19 protein-coding genes and 1 pseudogene are annotated in these 17,105 nt (G+C 67.7%); 7 read left to right on the top strand and 13 right to left on the bottom strand.

Annotated features, from left to right (window positions below; all coding sequences use genetic code 11):
• Positions 1 to 13 precede the first annotated feature (13 nt).
• A complete protein-coding gene (locus A7B20_RS11125) occupies positions 14 to 1,237 on the bottom strand; it encodes a hypothetical protein (RefSeq protein WP_102108655.1) in 1,224 nt (407 codons plus the stop codon).
• A gap of 66 nt (positions 1,238 to 1,303) precedes the next feature.
• Positions 1,304 to 2,155 carry a hypothetical protein gene (locus A7B20_RS21480; protein WP_216641196.1) on the bottom strand — a complete coding sequence of 284 codons (852 nt, stop codon included), beginning with the start codon at positions 2,153 to 2,155 and terminating at the stop codon, positions 1,304 to 1,306.
• Between A7B20_RS21480 and A7B20_RS21475 the strand changes: the two genes are divergently transcribed.
• Positions 2,148 to 2,393 (top strand): CsgG/HfaB family protein, encoded by a 246-nt coding sequence (locus tag A7B20_RS21475; protein ID WP_216641195.1) that lies wholly within the window; start codon positions 2,148 to 2,150, stop codon positions 2,391 to 2,393. The two genes, A7B20_RS21480 and A7B20_RS21475, sit on opposite strands and share 8 nt — an antisense overlap.
• 17 nt (positions 2,394 to 2,410) lie before the next feature.
• Positions 2,411 to 2,869, top strand: coding sequence for an SH3 domain-containing protein (locus tag A7B20_RS11110; RefSeq protein WP_102108652.1), 459 nt, complete (start codon positions 2,411 to 2,413; stop codon positions 2,867 to 2,869).
• A 74-nt stretch (positions 2,870 to 2,943) separates the two neighbouring features.
• Here the strand turns inward: A7B20_RS11110 and A7B20_RS11105 are convergent, their stop codons facing one another.
• Genes A7B20_RS11105 through A7B20_RS11090 form a run of 4 tightly spaced genes read right to left on the bottom strand, consistent with a single transcriptional unit; the run spans position 2,944 to position 5,948 of the window.
• Positions 2,944 to 3,666, bottom strand: a complete 723-nt coding sequence (locus tag A7B20_RS11105) for an SDR family NAD(P)-dependent oxidoreductase (protein ID WP_102108651.1) — start codon at positions 3,664 to 3,666, stop codon at positions 2,944 to 2,946.
• Positions 3,663 to 4,316, bottom strand: coding sequence for an isochorismatase family protein (locus A7B20_RS11100; protein WP_102108650.1), 654 nt, complete (start codon positions 4,314 to 4,316; stop codon positions 3,663 to 3,665). The genes A7B20_RS11105 and A7B20_RS11100 overlap by 4 nt, the downstream gene beginning before the upstream one ends.
• Positions 4,317 to 4,332: 16 nt before the next feature.
• On the bottom strand, positions 4,333 to 5,193 hold the full coding sequence (locus A7B20_RS11095; protein WP_102108649.1) for an isocitrate lyase/PEP mutase family protein: 861 nt from the start codon (positions 5,191 to 5,193) through the stop codon (positions 4,333 to 4,335).
• Positions 5,194 to 5,213: 20 nt separating this feature from the next.
• A complete protein-coding gene (locus A7B20_RS11090; protein WP_102108648.1) occupies positions 5,214 to 5,948 on the bottom strand; it encodes a maleate cis-trans isomerase family protein in 735 nt (244 codons plus the stop codon).
• 174 nt (positions 5,949 to 6,122) lie between these two features.
• Here A7B20_RS11090 and A7B20_RS11085 point away from each other — a divergent pair, with 174 nt between their 5' ends.
• The gene (locus tag A7B20_RS11085) at positions 6,123 to 6,902 is read left to right on the top strand and encodes a GntR family transcriptional regulator (RefSeq protein ID WP_245866821.1); all 780 of its coding nucleotides are present in this window, start codon (positions 6,123 to 6,125) and stop codon (positions 6,900 to 6,902) included.
• 10 nt (positions 6,903 to 6,912) lie between these two features.
• Here A7B20_RS11085 and A7B20_RS11080 read toward each other — a convergent pair whose 3' ends face one another.
• Genes A7B20_RS11080 through A7B20_RS11050 form a run of 7 tightly spaced genes read right to left on the bottom strand, consistent with a single transcriptional unit; the run spans position 6,913 to position 13,775 of the window.
• Entirely contained in the window at positions 6,913 to 7,788 is an 876-nt protein-coding gene (locus A7B20_RS11080) for an MBL fold metallo-hydrolase (protein ID WP_102108646.1), read from the bottom strand.
• Between the two features lies 1 nt (position 7,789).
• Positions 7,790 to 8,611, bottom strand: coding sequence for an SDR family NAD(P)-dependent oxidoreductase (locus tag A7B20_RS11075; protein WP_102108645.1), 822 nt, complete (start codon positions 8,609 to 8,611; stop codon positions 7,790 to 7,792).
• Entirely contained in the window at positions 8,608 to 10,116 is a 1,509-nt protein-coding gene (locus A7B20_RS11070; RefSeq protein WP_102108644.1) for an aldehyde dehydrogenase, read from the bottom strand. Before A7B20_RS11070 ends, A7B20_RS11075 begins: the two co-directional genes overlap by 4 nt.
• The gene (locus tag A7B20_RS11065) at positions 10,113 to 10,844 is read right to left on the bottom strand and encodes a GntR family transcriptional regulator (RefSeq protein ID WP_172960997.1); all 732 of its coding nucleotides are present in this window, start codon (positions 10,842 to 10,844) and stop codon (positions 10,113 to 10,115) included. Before A7B20_RS11065 ends, A7B20_RS11070 begins: the two co-directional genes overlap by 4 nt.
• A complete protein-coding gene (locus A7B20_RS11060; RefSeq protein ID WP_102108642.1) occupies positions 10,844 to 11,755 on the bottom strand; it encodes a polysaccharide deacetylase family protein in 912 nt (303 codons plus the stop codon). The genes A7B20_RS11065 and A7B20_RS11060 overlap by 1 nt, the downstream gene beginning before the upstream one ends.
• Before the next feature lie 9 nt (positions 11,756 to 11,764).
• Positions 11,765 to 12,511, bottom strand: a complete 747-nt coding sequence (locus tag A7B20_RS11055; protein WP_102108641.1) for a maleate cis-trans isomerase family protein — start codon at positions 12,509 to 12,511, stop codon at positions 11,765 to 11,767.
• A 25-nt stretch (positions 12,512 to 12,536) separates the two neighbouring features.
• Positions 12,537 to 13,775: an FAD-dependent oxidoreductase gene (locus A7B20_RS11050; protein WP_342747256.1), complete on the bottom strand. Its 1,239-nt coding sequence runs from the start codon at positions 13,773 to 13,775 to the stop codon at positions 12,537 to 12,539.
• Positions 13,776 to 14,018: 243 nt separating this feature from the next.
• Here A7B20_RS11050 and A7B20_RS11045 point away from each other — a divergent pair, with 243 nt between their 5' ends.
• The 4 genes and pseudogenes from A7B20_RS11045 to A7B20_RS21795 all read left to right on the top strand — a co-directional run.
• Complete coding sequence (locus tag A7B20_RS11045) at positions 14,019 to 14,939, top strand: branched-chain amino acid ABC transporter permease (RefSeq protein ID WP_245866817.1); 921 nt, start codon at positions 14,019 to 14,021, stop codon at positions 14,937 to 14,939.
• Between the two features lies 1 nt (position 14,940).
• On the top strand, positions 14,941 to 15,867 hold the full coding sequence (locus A7B20_RS11040; RefSeq protein ID WP_102108639.1) for a branched-chain amino acid ABC transporter permease: 927 nt from the start codon (positions 14,941 to 14,943) through the stop codon (positions 15,865 to 15,867).
• Complete coding sequence (locus A7B20_RS11035; protein WP_102108638.1) at positions 15,864 to 16,637, top strand: ABC transporter ATP-binding protein; 774 nt, start codon at positions 15,864 to 15,866, stop codon at positions 16,635 to 16,637. Before A7B20_RS11040 ends, A7B20_RS11035 begins: the two co-directional genes overlap by 4 nt.
• Positions 16,612 to 17,052: pseudogene (locus tag A7B20_RS21795) on the top strand (ABC transporter ATP-binding protein); the annotation flags it as partial. The gene A7B20_RS11035 and the pseudogene A7B20_RS21795, both read left to right, overlap by 26 nt.
• Positions 17,053 to 17,105 lie beyond the last annotated feature (53 nt).

Genomic DNA, 17,105 nt, shown 5'->3' with positions numbered 1-17,105 from the left:
GCCGGCCTCCGGTTTACTGGCTGATCGCGGCGTTGTTGCCGTTGCCCGTCTGGGTGAAGCTGGCCATGTTGAGCGTGCCATTCTGGACCACCGCCACCTGGTCGCCGTCGCCATCCTGGGTGCCGTCGATGCTGTTGCCCGAACCGATGCCGGTGCCGGTGCTGCTCTGGAGGCTGGCGAAGATGTTGTTGTCACCCAGCACCGTGAGATCGATGCTGTTGCCGTCCCCGTTCTGCTCCATCAGGCCGGCCGTAAGACCGGCGGAGGTTGCCAGCCTTCCGGCCACGCCACCCGAGAACGCCGGGCCGCCGTTGTAATCGCCCTGGACGTTCACGGCGGCCACGTTGAAGTTGCCCATCTGGCGAAGGCCCAGATTGTTTCCGGCTCCACTGACATCGCCCAGGGTCAGGCTGTTGAACGCGCCGTCCCGATGGACGCCGACCTCGTTCATCGTGCCGGAGATGGTGAGCGTGCCGACGCTGTTGTTGTTGCCGTACTGGGAAACACCGAACTGGTTCAGGCTGCCGCCGACATTCAGCGTGATCTTGTTGCCCTTCGTGCCCAGGTCCGTGCCCCGGATCAGGGTCGAGGACAAGGCGCCCGAGGCGGCCGCCGCGCCAGTCAGCGACCCAGCGCCCCCGTTGTCCGTGCCTTCCATCGTCACCGTGATTTCGTTCGGATTGTACGACCCACCCACCCGGGCATCCTGCGACACCCTGGCAAGAGTGTTGCCGCTGCCATTCTGGGTGATGGTCGCGATGTTGGTCACGGTCGAGGATTGCCGCTGATAGATGCTGTCGACCCGGTTGCCGCCGGACCCGCCCTGCGTGATCGTCAGGCGGTTGGACAGGGCGCGCTGGCCGGTCGCGCTCTGCACGGCCGAGCCGACGCTGTTCTGGGCGGAGGTCTGGGTGATCGACATCGTGTTGGACTGGTAGTTGGACTGGTTGGTGCCGCGGGTCTGCGTCACCCCCAGCAGGGCCGAGTCGGCATTCGCACCAAGACCGATCCGGTTGTCATTGCCGGACTGGTCGATCGTGAGGTCGTTGCGGTTGCCGAGCTGGGTCACATTCTGCGCGTTGCTGCCGGCGTCGTTGTTGTCTCCCGACTGCGTGATCAGCGCCGAGTTGTCGGCGCCACTCTGATCGAGGAAAGCGTCATTTCCATACGCGAGAGCTGCTGACAGCGACAGGGTCAGGGCGGTGCCGCCGATGAGGGCGAGTTTCGTGAGGGTCATGTCGTTTCTCCTTCGAGTGGAACTTCGGGGGATCGGGAGGGCGGGGCGGTCCGCCCGTCCCGGCGGTTACTGCCTTACGGCTGCGGTGTTGAAACCGCCGATCTGGGTGAAGTTGACGAGGTTGTGGTTGCCGCTCTGCGCGATTGCGACCTGGTTGCTGTCGCCGTCCTGGCGGCCTTCGATCCGGTTGCCGTCGCCGTCCTGGTCGAAGGCGAAGACGTTCCAGCTGCCGTCGACGGTCAGCGAGGCGACGTTGCCGATGCCATCCTGGGCGATCAGGCCCGGCTGCAACCCGAGGGCGGCGGCATCGCCGCCGAAGCTGCGGTCCCAGCCGTTCCGCTCGCCGTCGATCGTCACGTCGGCGTCGTTGTCGGTGCCGATCTGGTCGACCAGAAGGCCGTTGAAGCTGCCGCCGACATCGGCCTCGACGCGGTTCTCGGTCCCGTTCTGGCGGATGCCGAGCCGGTTATCCGACCCGGAGACGTTGGCGGAGCCGACCCGGTTCCCGGTGCCGACCTGGTAGATGCCGGCCTCGTTCATGCCCCCCGACATGGTCAGCATGGCGATCGTGTTGCCCTGACCGTACTGCGCGGTGCCGAAGCGGTTGAACTCCCCGCCGATGACGAGGGTCGCGTTGCTGCCCTGGGCCTGCGCGCCCGCCTGGCCCTGGAACAGGGCCGAGGCCTCGGCCCCGGTCTGCGCTGCCGGGCCACCGCTCCAGGGCTGTGCCGAACCGTTCAACAGTCCGCTCATGGTCACGGTCAGGGTGTTGGTCTGGTTGTCGGTGCCGGTCGTGTACTGGGAAATCCGCTGGATCCGGTTCTGGCCGCCGCGCTGCGTGACGTCGAGCGTGTTGCCCGAGGACGCCTCGCGCACCTGTGCCACGCTGCCGATGTGGTTCAGGGCGCTGGTGGTCACCGGTTCGCCCTGGCGGATCGTCGCGATGTTGCCGCAGGGCGGGATCACCGGCTATGACACCAACACGCTGACCGGCGGCCTTGGCGCGCGCTATCTCGGGATCGGCGCCAACAGCAAGTGGAAGCTGGATGTCGTGACCGTCAGCATGCGCGCCGTGGCGACGAACACGGGCGAGGTTCTGGCCAGCGTCGTGGTGCGGTTGCGGGATGGCGGATCGACAACGGGCGCATCCTGCTGACCGAGGAGGGCGGCACGGTGGTGACGGCGCTTGGCGGCAACCAGCGAAGGATCACCGGCGAGCTCGAAGCGGGCGGGGCGGGGATCGTGCTGGAACGGGCGGACGGCGACGGCAGCGGCACGGCCCTGTCCTCGGCGCTGGCGCGGCATCGCTGCTACTACCTCGGGTTCACCCAGGACTGCGCCAAGCCCGAACAGGTCAGCCGCCCCGAGCTGACCGAAGGGGGTGGCGCCTATGGCGTGATCGACGTTCTGGTCAACCTCAACGTCCGGTCCCAGCCGCGCCGGGACGCACCCAGCCTCGGGATCGTGCCGGCCGACACGTCGATCAAGGTCAACGACTGCCTCCAGGCCTCCGACGGCATCTGGTGCCGCGCGGCCTTCGGCGAGAACGAGGGCTGGCTGGCCAAGACCGCGCTCCGGCAGCAGGAATGGCCGATCGTGACCTACGTGGCGGGGACGCCCGAAACGGGATGAGCCGCCCAGGCGCGGCAGGGTTTGGGTGATGGCTCCGGTTGAGGCTGCGTCTACCTGAGCCGGGCGGGCAGGGATCAGGGCGCGTAGCCTCCGCCGTTCACCCAGAGCACCTGGCCCGTCATGAACTGGCTGTCGTTTCCAAGAAGGAAGCGGATCGGCCCGGTCACGTCCTCGGGTCGTGCGAGACGGGCGAGGGGGGTCATCGCCCGGTAGGCATCGAGGTTCACGATGCTCTCGCCGGTCTCGTCCGACCGGCCGGTGCCGCCGCGCAGGAAGGCGGTATCGACCAGTCCCGGCGCCACGGCGTTGACCCTGAGCCTCGGCGCGAGCTCCAGCGCGAGGGTCTTGGTCATGGCGATCACGGCGGCCTTCGAGGCCGCGTAGGCGCCGTATCCCGGGCGCACGTTCGATGCCAGGCCCGACGCGATGTTCACCATGCTGCCGCCGTCGCCCAGCAGCGGCGCGGCGGCGCGCGCGGCAAGGAAGGCGCCGCGCAGGTTGGCGCCGATGATGTCGTCGAAATAGGCCGTCGTCATCTCGGCGAGAGGGGTGAGCGCCGAATTGTACCCGGCGAGGTTCACGAAGCCTTCGATCTGTCCCCCGAGCGCCGCGAAGGCCGCCTGGACGCTGTCCTCGTCGGTGACGTCGATGGCGATGCCCCCGTCGACCCCGTGGCGTTCCAGCGAGCCGGGCAGGTCGAGGGTCACGACGTCGTCGCCCTGCGCCGTCAGCTCGGCCGCGAGGACGCGACCGATGCCGCCCGCCCCGCCCAGAAGCGCGATCCGCCGCCCGCTCATTCGGCGGCGGCCTTGTCGGACAGGCTGGCGAGATAGCGCAGGATGTCCGCCTCGCTCACGACGTCGGCGTACTTGGCGTTCATGTCGAAGAGGTTGGCCTCGTGCGGGTCCTTGTGCCGGTCGCCGCAGGCCTCGGCCACCACCACCGTCCGGAAGCCGTGAGACATGGAGTCGACGCAGCTGGCGCGCACGCATCCCGAGGTGGTGAGCCCGGTCAGGATCACGCTGTCATGTCCCGCCGCGGTCAGGGTGGAGGCGAGGGAGGTGCCGAAGAAGGCCGAGGGGTACTGTTTCGAGACGATCAGTTCGTCCGCCCGCGGCGTCAGCCCCTCGGCGAAAGCCGCGGTGCTTTCGCCTTCCATGAAGGACTTCAGCGGCAGCGCCTTCTCGAAGAACCGCCCGCCGTCGACGCCGCCCAGACCCTTCTGATAGGTCACTTCCGTCAGGATCACAGGCACGCCGGCCGCATGGGCCGCCTCGCGCACGCGCAGGGCCGAGGCCAGCGCGTCCCGGCAGCCGTCGCCGCCGAAGAGAACGCAGTCGGGATCGAAATAGGCCTGGGCGAAATCGACCATGACCAGGGCGGGACGCCGTCCGAAGCCCGCCCGGTTTGAGTAGGCCCTGGCGTAGTTTTCCTGAAGAGTGCTCATTTCCGGCTCCTGTCGCTCAGACCTGCGCGTATTTCTTTTCGAACTCCCAGACCGCCGGGAAGCCCATCACCTCGTTCATCCGGGCGAAATCGTAAAGCTCGACGGCCTCCGTCGTCTCGCCATGGGTCTTCAGATCGCCGTAGGCCTTTTCCAGCGCCGCGCCCATGGCAAGGAAGCCGACGGCGGGGTGAATGGCGATGGCGAAGCCCAGCTCCTTCAGCCGGTCGGCGGACAGCAGCGGCGTGCGGCCACCGTTCACCATGTTGGCGAAGAGCGGCGCGTCGATCTCGCCCGCGATCCGCTTCATCTCCTCCTCGCTCTCGGGGCTTTCGACGAAGACCACGTCGGCCCCGGCCCTGGCAAAGGCCTGGCCGCGCTTGATCGCCTCGTCGATGCCCATGCCCGTTCGGCTGTCGGTGCGGGCGATGATCAGGAAATCGTCGGAGCGGCGGCTGTCGACGGCAACCTCGATCTTCTTCAGCATGTCGTTCAGCGGCACGACCCGTCGGTTCGGCGTGTGGCCGCACTTCTTCGGAAACTCCTGATCCTCCAGCTGGATCGCCGTGACGCCCGCCTGTTCGTAGCCGCGCACCGTGTGGGCGACGTTCAGAAGGCCGCCATAGCCCGTGTCGGCGTCGGCGATCACGGGCGTGGTGGTGCGCTCGCAGATCAGCGAAATCCGGTTCAGCATGTCCGAATAGGTGGCAAGTCCGGCATCCGGCAGCCCGAGGGCCGAGGCGACGGTGCCGTAGCCGGTGACGTAGAGCGCGGGAAAGCCGGCGCGGTCGGCGATCAGGGCCGAGATCAGCTCGAACACGCCGGGGGCGAGCACGAAGTCGCCGTTCTGGATGGCCTTGCGGATGGAGGCATCAGGCATGCGATGTCCTTTCTTTGGTTTCAGTGATCCTGGAAGAGGCGACCGAACCCGGACAGCCGATCGTCGATGCCGACGGTGCGCAACATCGACCAGAGCGTTGCCTGGTTGGACGTGACGACGGGCACGCCCAGCCGGTCCTCGAGTTCGGGGATCAGCGGCAGGGTCGGAAAATCGGTGCAGGCAATCAGCAGCGCGTCGCTGGCCGGGTCGAAGATGCCAAGCGCATGGGCGCGCACCTGCTCGAGCGGGGTCCGGGCGATCCGGACGAAATCCTGCGGCCCGTCGGCGCCGATCCCGAGCCCGGCGATGGCCAGGGTCTCGATCCCGTGGGCGGCAAGGAACTCGACCTCGTGGTCGTTCACGGCATCGGCATAGGGCGTCGCGATGGAGATGCGGCGCGCGCCGAGCGCCCCGAAGGCGTCGATCAGCGCGGCGGAGGTCGTCAGCACCTCCTGTCCCGTCGCGCGGCTTGCCGCCTCGGGCAGGCGCGTGGCGGGCACCGTCATGCTGCCCGCGGTGCAGGCATAGGCCACGGCGTCGGTTCCGGCCTGCGCCAGCAGGGCGACCGAGGCGGTCAGGTCGGCCAGCAGCGCCGCGTCCTCGCCGGCGCCATGCAGGGGCATCCGGTGCGTGTGGAAGGTCACGCCCTCGGGCACCATGCGGGACCATTCCGCCTCGTTCACCGTGTTGGTGGGCGGGACGATCAGGCCAAGCCTGGCCCTGTAGGAGTAGGTGGAAGCGTGGCGCGTCGTCATGTCATCGGTCCGGAGGGTGTCGGCACACTTCTTGCATCGGCATCAATATTTGTCCAGACCAATATGGTGAAACCGGACCATTGGACGCAATAGCGCGCCCCGCCCCTGCAAAAGGCTGGACATCTCGCAGGATCGGCCAGTATGGCACCACGGTCGATTGACAGGGAGAGCGACTTGAAAAGCGAGCAGTCCGGCCCCCAGACGCCCGGCGGCGAGGCGCCGCGCTATGTCCGGATCCAGCGCATCCTCCAGGACCGGATCGCCCAGGGCCGCTATGCCGTCGGGTCGCTGATGCCGACCGAGATCGAGCTTTCCGAGGAGTTCGCCACCAGCCGGTTCACCATACGGTCGGCCCTGCGGAACCTGATGCAGGACGGTTACGTGGAGCGGCGGCAGGGGATGGGGACGCGGGTTCTGACCGCCAATCCCACGACCGGCTATTACCAGTCCTTCGAGTCGCTGCAGGAGCTGTTCCAGATCGCGGTCGAAACCTATCTCGTCGTTCTCGGCAGCGAGGACGTGGTGCTTGACGCGGAGATCGCCAAGCGGATCGGCGGCGACGACGGGCCTGTCCGCGCGGGCGAACGCTGGATCCTCTTCGAGAGCGTGCGCTGGACCGCGCCGGGCGGGCGGCCGCTGTCCTTCATCCAGAGCTATGTGCCCGAGCGGTTCCGGGACCACACCTCCGCCTTCGCGGATCACAACGGCCCCTTCTTCGACCTTCTCGAGACCCGGTCGCAGGAAACCATCATCGAGGCGCAGCAGGAAATCCGGGCGATGCCGATGCCGCAGCACGTGGCGCGGGCGATCGGATTGCGGGAGGGCGCGCTGTCGTTGCAGCTGACGCGCCGCTATCTGACGGCGCGGGGGATCCTGATCGCCTCGGTGAACTGGCACCCGGCCGACAAGATGATCTATCGCACCAGGGTGCGCCGCCGCCAGAGCCGGGACTGACCGCATCCTTTCAGACCATCGCCGGACGAAAGCCGGTCGCGCCGGCCCGCACGCGGAATCCGTGGGCCAGCCTCGTGTGGGCGGGCAGCAGCAGGAGGTCTTCGTCCGCCGCACGCTCCAGCAGGGCGCGGCGGGTCGCGGCCGCACGGTCCGGGTCGTGGCAGAAGCCGCTGCTCCAGTCCGGGCGGAACACCTGGACCGGGCTGTGGATCGCGTCGCCGCAGAACACCGCCCTGCCATGGCGGCCGCCGTCCAGCTCCAGCCCGGCGTGTCCCGGCGAATGCCCGCGCAGGGGGACCACGGACAGCCGGGGCGTCAGCGCGAAGCCGTCTTCCACCCGCTCCACCTGTCCCGACGCGAACACCGGCAGCACGCTGTCGGCGAAGGCGCCGTGGTTGTGTCCTCCGGGATTGGCGGCTTCCTCGCGCTCCCAATGGGCCAGCTCGTCCCGCCCCATGACATAGCGGGCGTTCGGGAACGTGGGCACCCAGCGGCCGTCCTGCAGCCGGGTGTTCCAGCCCACGTGATCGGCGTGCAGGTGGGTGCACATGACGACGTCGACATCCTCGGGGCGGACGCCCGCGGCGGCCAGCCGGTCGAGATATCCCGTCGCGCGCCGGTCGTGCCAGTCGGTCCGCCGCGGTCGCGGCTTGCATTCCCCGACGCAGGTGTCGACCAGGACGGTCTTCCCGTCCAGCCGCAGCAGGAACGAGTGCAGGCTGAGGATCACCGCGTCGGCGGCGAAGTCCACGTGGTGAGGCGACAAAAGCGCGTCTTCGCCTGCGAGTTCCTTGAGGCGGCGGCCCGGAAAGATCAGGGAGGCGGGCAGGACGAAGGGATCGAGATCCACGATCTTGTCGATGCGGGCGTCTCCGAATGTCAGCATGTCACCCTCCTGTCGGCCAGAGCGCGCCGTCGTCGCGGGCGGCGGTCGCGTTTGCGGTCTCGTCCTCTCCACTGCCCCAGGCGCGGGCAATGAACCGCCCCCCGGTGATGCCGTTCGACAGGTCCGAACACAGCCACGAGATCCCCCGGCGCATGATGTCGGCGGGCAGCAGGTTGCCGTCGGCCCCCTTCTTGCCCGGCCCCGGCGGCAGCAGGTCGGTGTCCGCCGCGCCGCCGGGCAGGTAGATGTTCACGTCCACGCCGGTTCCGGCGAGGTCCTGCGCCCAGACCCGCGAGGCCGCCTCCAGCCCTGCCTTCGACGGGCCATAGGGCGCATAGCCGCGCCGGATCATGGTCGGGACCGAGGTCGATATGTTCAGGATCTTGCCAAACTTCCGCTCGATCATTCCCGGCGCCGCCGCACGCGCCATGTGGAAGGCGCCGTTGAGATTGGCCGCGACGATGGCGTTCCAGGCGGCGGGCTCGGTCTCCCAGAACCGGGTGGGGACCGTGTTGAAGGTTTCGCTGACAAGCCGCATGCCGCGCCCGGCATTGTTGACCAGCACGTCCAGGCGGCCGAACCGCGCCTCCGCCTGGGCCACGGCGCGGGCGGCGGCGTCGGGATCGGCGACATCGGCGGCAAGCGCCAGGACCCGTCCGCGGTCGAGGGAGGCCACCACGGCGCGCAGGTCATCGGACATCCGGCTGCCGGTCAGGACCAGGCAGGCGCCCGCGGCGGCCAGTTCCAGCGCCATCTCCCGCCCCAGACCGCGGGACGCGCCGGTGATCAGGACCACCCGGCCCGCGAGGGAAGGATGACTCATGCCGCATCCCCGAGGCCGATGCGGGGCAGGCGGGGCCGTTCCAGCGCGACGATGGTCGATTTCATCTCGGTGAACATGGCGCGGGACCCTTTCGCCCCCTCGCGTCCGAGGCCGGACTGGCGGACTCCGCCGAAGCCCGTGCGCAGGTCGCGCAGGATCGGCGTGTTGACCAGCACGGTGCCGGTCGCAAGCGCCCGCGACAGGCGCAGGGCGCGTTCCAGATCCTGCGTCCAGACATAGCCGACAAGGCCGAAGACGCTGTCGTTGGCGCGCGCGATCACCTCTTCCTCGTCGTCGAAGACCTGGAGCGTCGCGAAGGGCGCGAAGATCTCCTGCTGGCAGACGGCCAAGGCGTTCGACCCCGCGATCATCGCGGTCGGCTGCACGTAGAACCCGCCGGACGGCCCGTCGTGCCGCGCGCCACCGGCGACGAGTTCGGCGCCCTCGGACAGTCCGGAGGCGACGAAGCGTTCGACCCGTTGCAGCTGCGCCTCGTTGATCATCGGCCCGACCTCGGTGACGGGATCGAACGGGTCGCCGACCCTCAGCGCGCGGGTGCGCCGGACGAAGGCTTCGATGAAGGGCTCGGCCACCGCCCGCTGTACAAAGATCCGGCTGCCGGCAAGGTACATCTGGCCGTTGTTCATGAAGCTGCCCAGCATCGCCCCGTCGATGGCGCGCTCCAGGTCGGCGTCGGCGAAGACGATCGACGGCGACTTGCCGCCAAGCTCCATCGCGCCAAGCTTGATGCCGGGCGCCAGCGCCGTCAGGATCCGCGCGCCGGTCTCGGTGCCGCCGGTGAAGGAGACCATGTCGATGTCGGGATGCCCGGACAGGGCCGATCCGGTGACGTGGCCCCGCCCGTTGACGAGGTTCGCGACGCCGCGAGGCAGAACGCCGCGCGCATCGAGGATCGCGAACAGACGGGCCAGGGTCAGCGGCGTGATCTCGGACGGCTTGACCACGCAGGTGTTCCCGAAGGCCAGCGCCCCCGCCATCTTCATCGCCGTCAGGCCGAGCGGCATGTTCCACGGGCCGATCAGCGCGCAGACCCCCAGGGGCTCGTGGGTGACGAAGCTCATGTACCCCGGTTCCTGGGTGAAGACCTCGCCGCTGTCCTGGTTGATGAATTCCGCGAAGAAGCGGAAGTTCTGGGCGGCGCGCGGGATGTGCATGGCGCTTGTCTGGGTCAGCGGAATGCCGGTGTTCAGCGTTTCCAGGCGCGCCAGCTCGTCCGCGTTCTCGAGGATCGCGTCGTGGATCGCCATGAGCGCCTTCTGCCGCTCGGCAACGGTCGTGCGCGACCATTCCGGGAAGGCCGCGCGCGCCGCGGCGACGGCCCGGTCCACCTGGTCGGCGTCGCTCTCGCGCAGAAGGCCGATGGCTGTTCCGGTTGCCGGGTCGGTCACGTCGATCGCTTCCCCCGTGTCTGATTCGAAGCGGCCGCCGACGTAACCCGTGACGATCTGCGGCGCGGCGGTCAGTTCCGTGCGGATGTCTTTCACGTCGATGTTTCCTGCGTGTCTTGCGTGGTGTTCGCACCGGGCCTGACGGGCTTGGTCGACAGGATGTGGGCGGACATGATGTTCTCGGCCCAGTTGCCGTTCCTGGCGGCCAGCGCGTCGAGGATGTCGCGGTGCTGCCGGTTCGACCGCTCGACGTTCACCGGCTGCGACCAGACGAACTGCTTGATCAGCTCCAGCGGGATCGCCGTCGCCTGGGCCGAAAGGCTCTGCATCTGGGGCGAGCGGGTGGCCGACAGGACCGTGGCGTGGAAGGCGGTGTTCAGCTTGGCGAAGTCCTGGATCCGGGTCGAGGTCCCGTCGGGGCCGGACAGCCGGTCGATCTCCTCGATCAGCCCGGCGAGCCGGTCCAGTTCGGCCGCCGTGATGCGTTCCGCTGCAAGCCGGGCGGCATAGCCTTCGAGCCGGGCGCGGATGTCGAAGATCACCGCGACCTCCTCGAAGGGAAACTCGGCGACAAAGCGCGACCGCCCCTCGTCCCGCGCGAGGCCCTCGCCGACCAGCCGGCGCAGGGCCTCGCGCACCGGGGTGCGGCTGGTGCCGGTCATCCGCGCCAGCGCCTCTTCCCCGAGATGCGCGCCGCCCTTCAGGATGCCCGACAGGATCGCCCGGCGGATGCCGGTATAGGCCCGGTCCGCGGGCCGTTCGATGCCATCGAGGGACAGGCTTTCGCCCAGGCCCTCGGCCAGCGGGGAAAGGTCGTCCGGCATCATGTCTTCGGCACGATGTGGCTTTCGTGGGTCTTCAGGTACCAATCCGCAATCTCCTCGCGATTGGCGAACCATACTCCGTCGAAGCCCTTCGCATACTGGATGAAATCGCGCAGGGCGCGGATCCGGAACGGCTGGCCGATCACGTGGGGATGCAGGCCGATGTTCATGAAGCGACCGCTGGTTCCGCTTTCGCCGTAGAGCCAGTCGAACTGTTCGCGGAACATCGCGAAGCCGGTCTCGACCGTCAGGCCCTGCCGCAGGAAGCTGAAATCGTTCACTTCGGAGGTGTAGGAGATCGAGACCATGGGCGCGCCCGAGCGCGTCTTCACCATGTAGGGCTGATCGTCGTTCAGCAGGTCGGTGATGAAGTACAGACCCTCTTCCGCCAGGATGTCGACCGTGTTCAGCGTCGAGCGGAGCGAGGAGGACAGCCAGCCCTTCGCAGGCTTGCCGATCGCCTGCTCGTAGACGTCGAGGGTGCGGCGGATCACGTCGCGCTCCTTCGCCTCGTCGAACATGTAGTCGGTCAGAAGCTCGTCCTGCACGAAGTTGTGCGGCACGATCTCCCAGCCGCGCTCCTTCGCGGCGTCGATCACCCGGCGGCGCTTCAGCGCCATCTTCGCGTTCATGGTGCAGGAGGCCTGCACTCCCTCGGCGTCGAGCAGGTCGAGGATCCGCCAGACGCCGACGCGCTGGCCGTACTCGCGCCAGGTGAAGTTCGGGTTGTCGTAGACGTTGCCGGGCAGGCTGCCGCCGACGATGCCGGGGCCGCCGGGATAAAAGGGGCGGTCGCTCTCCTGCACGGGGTCCCAGTATTCCATGTTGATCGTCAGGATCACCGCCAGCCGCTTGCCGTCGGGCCAGACCAGCGGATTGCGGTCGGGCAGGGGGACGAAATCGTATTCCATGGCCGCGCCTCAGTGATGGGACAGGAGCGTGCCGAAGCCCTGCACCTTGTCCTCGATCCCGTTCATCCGCAGCGCGTGCCAGTAGGTCGCCGTGTTGATCGCCAGCACCGGCTTGTCGAGCCAGAACTCCGCCATCATCGCCACGCGGGCGCAGGCGAGGTTGGTGCCCGCCTGGATGATCGCCTCGACCGAGGGATCGTTCACCTCGATGATCGCGTCGCGCAGGGTCTGTTCGGTCTCGTGGGCGATCAGCATGGGGCTTCTGCTCTTCAGCCCCTTCACCTGCACCACCTCGTAGCCGCAGTCGGTGAAATAGCGTTCCACCTGCCGGTCGCCGACCGGCATGTAGGGGGTGATGACGGCGATCCGCTTGATGTCGCCGAAGCATTTCAGCGCGTTCATGCAGGCGTCCGAGCCCATGGCGACCGGCATCCCCGCCCGCTCGATGATCTCGGCCTGCAGCTTGTCGGCGCGCTCTTTCCCGTCCCAGAACGTCTCGGCCGACATGCCCATGACCAGCGCGCCGGGCGAGCAGGTCTTGACCGCGTCGATCGCGTCCATGGTCGCTTCCCGGATCCCGAGGACGAGGTTATTGAAATCCTCGTCCGAGTTCACCGGCATGTCGGGGATCAGGATCCGCGAGAAGTGGTTGGTGACGCCGGCCGGGCGCATGTCGTCGAACTCCGGCTGGACAGATGTGTTGGTGGACGGCGCGATGACGCCGAACTTCATGCGGTAGCCAAGCGTGTCGGTCATGGGTCTGTTCCTTTCGTTCAGTGGCTCAGGCGACCGTCTCGAGGTCCCTCAGGGACTGGAGCATCGAGGAGCGCATGAGGTAGTCCTTGTGGCGGACCGGATCGGCGACGATGGCGCGCAGCTCGTCGTGGTATGCCTTGCGCGCGGCCGGATCGTTCTCGGCCATCATCTTGCGATTGCGCATGGATTGTTCCTGCACCGTGGCGATGCAGACCTGGCGCCGCTGACGCTCGTACCGCCCGAAGCTGTCGGCCGAAGCCTCGCCCCGCCAGACCGGCACCAGCTTTTCGGCCAGGTTGATCGCGTCGTGGATGCCGCCGTTCATGCCCATGCCGCCCAGCGGATTGTTCAGGTGCGCGCTGTCGCCCGCAAGGAAGACGCGGCCCTTGACGTATTCCTTGGCGACGCGCTGGTGCACCCGGTAGGCGGTGGCGTGCACGACGTCATAGGGCCCGTCCTTCGGGCAGAGCTTCTGCAGGCGGGCCTCCATCACGGCGGGCGCCTTGATCTCGTCCTCCGACATGGCGGGATCGGTGGGCAGCAGGACGCGCCACAGCGACGGCGTGCGCAGCAGCACGGCCCATTCCTCGGGATCGGTCAGATAGGCGATCGGAGCAAGGTCCGGGATCGCCTCGGCAAAGTCGAAATGGGTGGACATCGACAGGAAGATCTCGGGGATCGTCAGGCCCTCGAACTCGATGTCGAGCGAACGGCGGATCCGTGAATGCGCGCCGTCGCAGGCGATGAGATAGCGGCCGGTGATCTGCTGCTCGGCGCCGTCGGCATCGGTGTAGTGCAGCGTCACGCCGTCGTCGTCCTGCGTGACGCTCTGGCCGGTCACGCCATAGATCAGGTCCACGCCGCCCTTCGCCTCGAAGCGTTCGCGCATCGCCTCGGTCAGCTTCCACTGCTCGCACTGGAGCCGGTAGGGGTGATTCGTCTCGCCCTTCAGCAGCGAGAGGTCGAAATGCGCCACCACCCCCTCGCTCCGGTCGCGGAACTGCCAGGTGGGGCAGACCAGTCCGCGCTGGACGAGCTTTGCGGAGATCCCGAAGCGGTCGAGCATGTCGAGCGTCGGCGGATGGAACGTCGAGGCCCGCAGGTCCTGGGGCAGTTCGGCGCTGCGTTCCAGGATCGTCACCGGGATCCCCGCATCCGCGAGACTCGCCGCCGCGACGAGTCCGACAGGGCCTGCTCCTACAATGAGCACGCGCTCGGATTTCTTGCTCATCCTGGGCCTTGCCTCCTTATCCGTGCTTGACAGGTCGATTTGACCTTTTCAATGTGTACAAAAGGTTTGGACAAATCAACACCAGGTCAGAAGAAACATCAAGCCAAAAAATCAGGTCGGGCAGGGGAATATGGCAGTTATATCAGATCGTTACAGTGGGGTAGCCGGTGTTTTTCATGGTCGGGTGCAGGCGACTCGCTCATGCCCATTGGCTGAGGTCCGGATGCATTGCCATGCACTTGGTGCCGAGTTTGTACACAATATTCGGGGTCGTGAATGATGCTTTTCCTGCAGCAACTCGTGAACGCGCTGATGCTCGGCAGCGTCTATGTCACGGTCGCCGTCGCCTTCACGCTGACCATCGGCATTCTCAACTTCCTGAACTTCACCATTCCGACGCTGTTCATGCTGGCCGGGATGGTCGGCTGGGCGCTGAGCTACTGGGGGCTTCCGTTCGGCCTGTCCGGTCCGCTGCACTGGGCGCTGGCGCTGGCCATCGGCATCGCCGCCGCGATCGCGGTCTCGCTGATCGTGGAGAGGTTCACCTTCCGCTATCTCAAGACGAAGTACGGCGACAGCACGGAACACGCGATTCCCCTGGTCAGCTCGCTCGGCTTCCTGCTGATCGTCGAGAACCTCGTCCGGATCGCCTATGGCACGGAGGCGCGGCGTTTCCCGGGGCCCGACGCGAACATGACGCTGGATGTCGGCGGGATCCTCGTCCGGATCCCCCAACTCGTCAGTCTTCTGATCACCGTGCTGATCGTTTTCGCCCTCGTTCAGATGATGAAGCGCTCGCGCATCGGGCGCGGCCTGCGCGCCATCGCCGAAAATCCCGATGCCGCCAACATCCTCGGCATCGACACGAAGCGCATCGTGCCGGTCGTGTTCATGCTGACCGGGCTTCTCTGCGGGCTGGCCGGGGCGCTGTTCGCCGTCAACTACGGCGAGGTCGCCCCGATGATGGGCGAGGACATCGGGTCGAAGGCCATCGCCGGCATGGTGATCGGGGGTCTCGGCTCGATCTGGGGCGCGGTCCTCGGCGGGCTCTGCGTCGGGCTGCTGGAGATGATGACGGTCCACTTCTTCGGGGCCGACACGGTGCAGATCGTCGTCTGGGGCGCGCTCCTCGTGGTGCTGATCCTCTATCCCAAGGGCATCCTGGGCCACCATTCCATCGGCAAGGGGAAACTGTGACATGAGCGGCTATCTTGCCGGGATCATCGCGATCCTGTCGATCAACGTCATCTTCGCCTACGGCATCTTCCTTGCCGTGGCATCGGGCCAGCTGAACCTCGGCGGCGCCGGGTTCCAGGCGGTCGGGGCCTATGCAGCCGGCTGGCTCTCGGCGAACCTCGGCCTGCCCGTGGCGCTGACCTTGCTGGCCGGTGCGGTGGTCGCGGGGCTGGTCGGCGTGGCGCTGGCCTTTCCGATCCTGCGCACGCGGGGGGTGTACCTTGTCCTTGCGACCTTTGCCTTCGCCGAGGTCGTCGCCGGGCTGATCCTGAACACCGATGCCCTGGGCGGCGCCATGGGGATGTCGGTGCCGGGCTATGTCGAGTGGCAGGTGCCGATGATCGGCGCCGTCGTGGTGGCGCTGCTGGTCTTCTACCTGATGACGACGCGCTTCGGGCTGACGATGCGGGCGATCCACGACGACGAGGACGTGTCGGACCTCATGGGCGTGTCGATCCGCAACGTGAAGGTCGCGGCCTTCGGCGTCGGCGCCGCGCTGGCCGGGCTGTCGGGGGCCTTCTACGCCCACAACTTCGGCTACATCGAGGCGCAGGGGTTCAACGCGATGGTGTCAATCTACGTGCTGCTCTACGTCCTGCTGGGCGGGACGCAGACAGCCTGGGGGCCGCTGGTCGGCGCCGCCTTCTTCACCCTGCTGCCCGAAATCCTGCGCGAGGTGCTGCCGGCCGCCAAGGAGGTCGTCGTGACCCTGTTCGGCGGCGTGCCCGACGGATCGCGGCCCGACGAAAGCTGGCGCTTCGTCATCCTCGGCGTGCTGGCCGTCGCCTTCATGGCGATCCGGCCGGAGGGCCTGATCACCCGCACCATGGTGGAGCGCCTGAGCTTCCGCCGCCGCACCGCCCCGGGCATGAAGGAGGCGACGGAATGAGCGGCCCGATCCTGAAGCTCGAAAACCTGTCCAAGGCCTTCGGCGCGGTGCAGGTCATCGACGACGTGAGCTTCGAGGTGCCGCGCGGCGCCCGGATGGCGCTGATCGGGCCGAACGGCGCCGGGAAGACGACGATCTTCAACCTGATGTCCGGCACCTACGCGCCGGACCGGGGCCGGGTGATCTTCGACGGGCGCGACATCACCGACCTGCCGTCGCGCAAGCGGATCGGGCTGGGTCTGGCCCGCAGCTTCCAGAACATCCGCCTGATGCCGCACCTCTCGGTGGTCGAGAACGTGATGCTGGGCCAGCAGAGCCGGGCGGGCAGCCTTGGCGCGATGCTCTCTCCGCTCGGCGCACGCTCGCGCTGGCGGCGGCAGGCCGAGGCGCTGCTGGCGGACATGAACATCGACACCTATCCGGGCGAGGTCGTCGCCACGCTGCCCTACGGCATCCGCAAGAAGATCGAGGTCGTGCGCGCGCTTGCCGCGCAGCCGAAGCTGCTGATGCTGGACGAGCCGGCCGCAGGGCTCAACCCCTCGGAGACGGCGGCGCTGCGGGACTTTCTCGTGCAGATCTCGGAAGGCGGTACGACGATCCTGATCGTCGAGCACGACATGGGCCTGGTGCGCAGCCTGTGCGACCGCGCCGTCGTGCTGAACTTCGGCCGCCTGATCTACGACGGCTCCACCCGCGACGTCCAGAAGGACCCGCAGGTGCTGGAAGCCTATCTGGGAAGCCGCCATGCAGGGGAGGGCGTCCATGCTTGAGGTCACGGAACTGGATGTGGTCTACGGGCGGACCCGGGCCGTCAAGGGCGTCGACCTGCGGGTCGGGGCCGGAGAGATCGTCACCGTTCTCGGCGCGAACGGCGCCGGCAAGACATCGCTTCTGCGGGCGCTGCACGGGGCCGTGCGGCCCGCGGGGGGCCGGGTCGTCTTCGACGGCCGCGACCTGACCGCGCAAAGCCCCGCCGCCCGCGTCACCTCGGGCATGGTGCTGGTGCCGGAGGGGCGGCAGATTTTCGTCTCGATGACCGTGCACGAGAACCTGCTGATGGGGGCGTACCTGCGCCGCGACGGGCGTGAAGCGGCCGATTTCGACGCGATCTATGACCGGTTCCCGAACCTCGCCAGCCGCAAGTACGCTAGCGCCAGCTCGCTTTCGGGCGGCGAGCAGCAGATGCTTGCCATCGGTCGCGCGCTGGTGGCCCGGCCGCGCCTCGTGATGCTGGACGA

The sequence above is a fragment of the Oceaniglobus roseus genome, from assembly GCF_002869745.1.
In the GTDB taxonomy this organism is placed as follows: Bacteria; Pseudomonadota; Alphaproteobacteria; order Rhodobacterales; family Rhodobacteraceae; genus Oceaniglobus; species Oceaniglobus roseus.
Note: the sequence above shows the minus strand (reverse complement) of the source record. Positions and strands in the feature narration are given on the sequence as shown.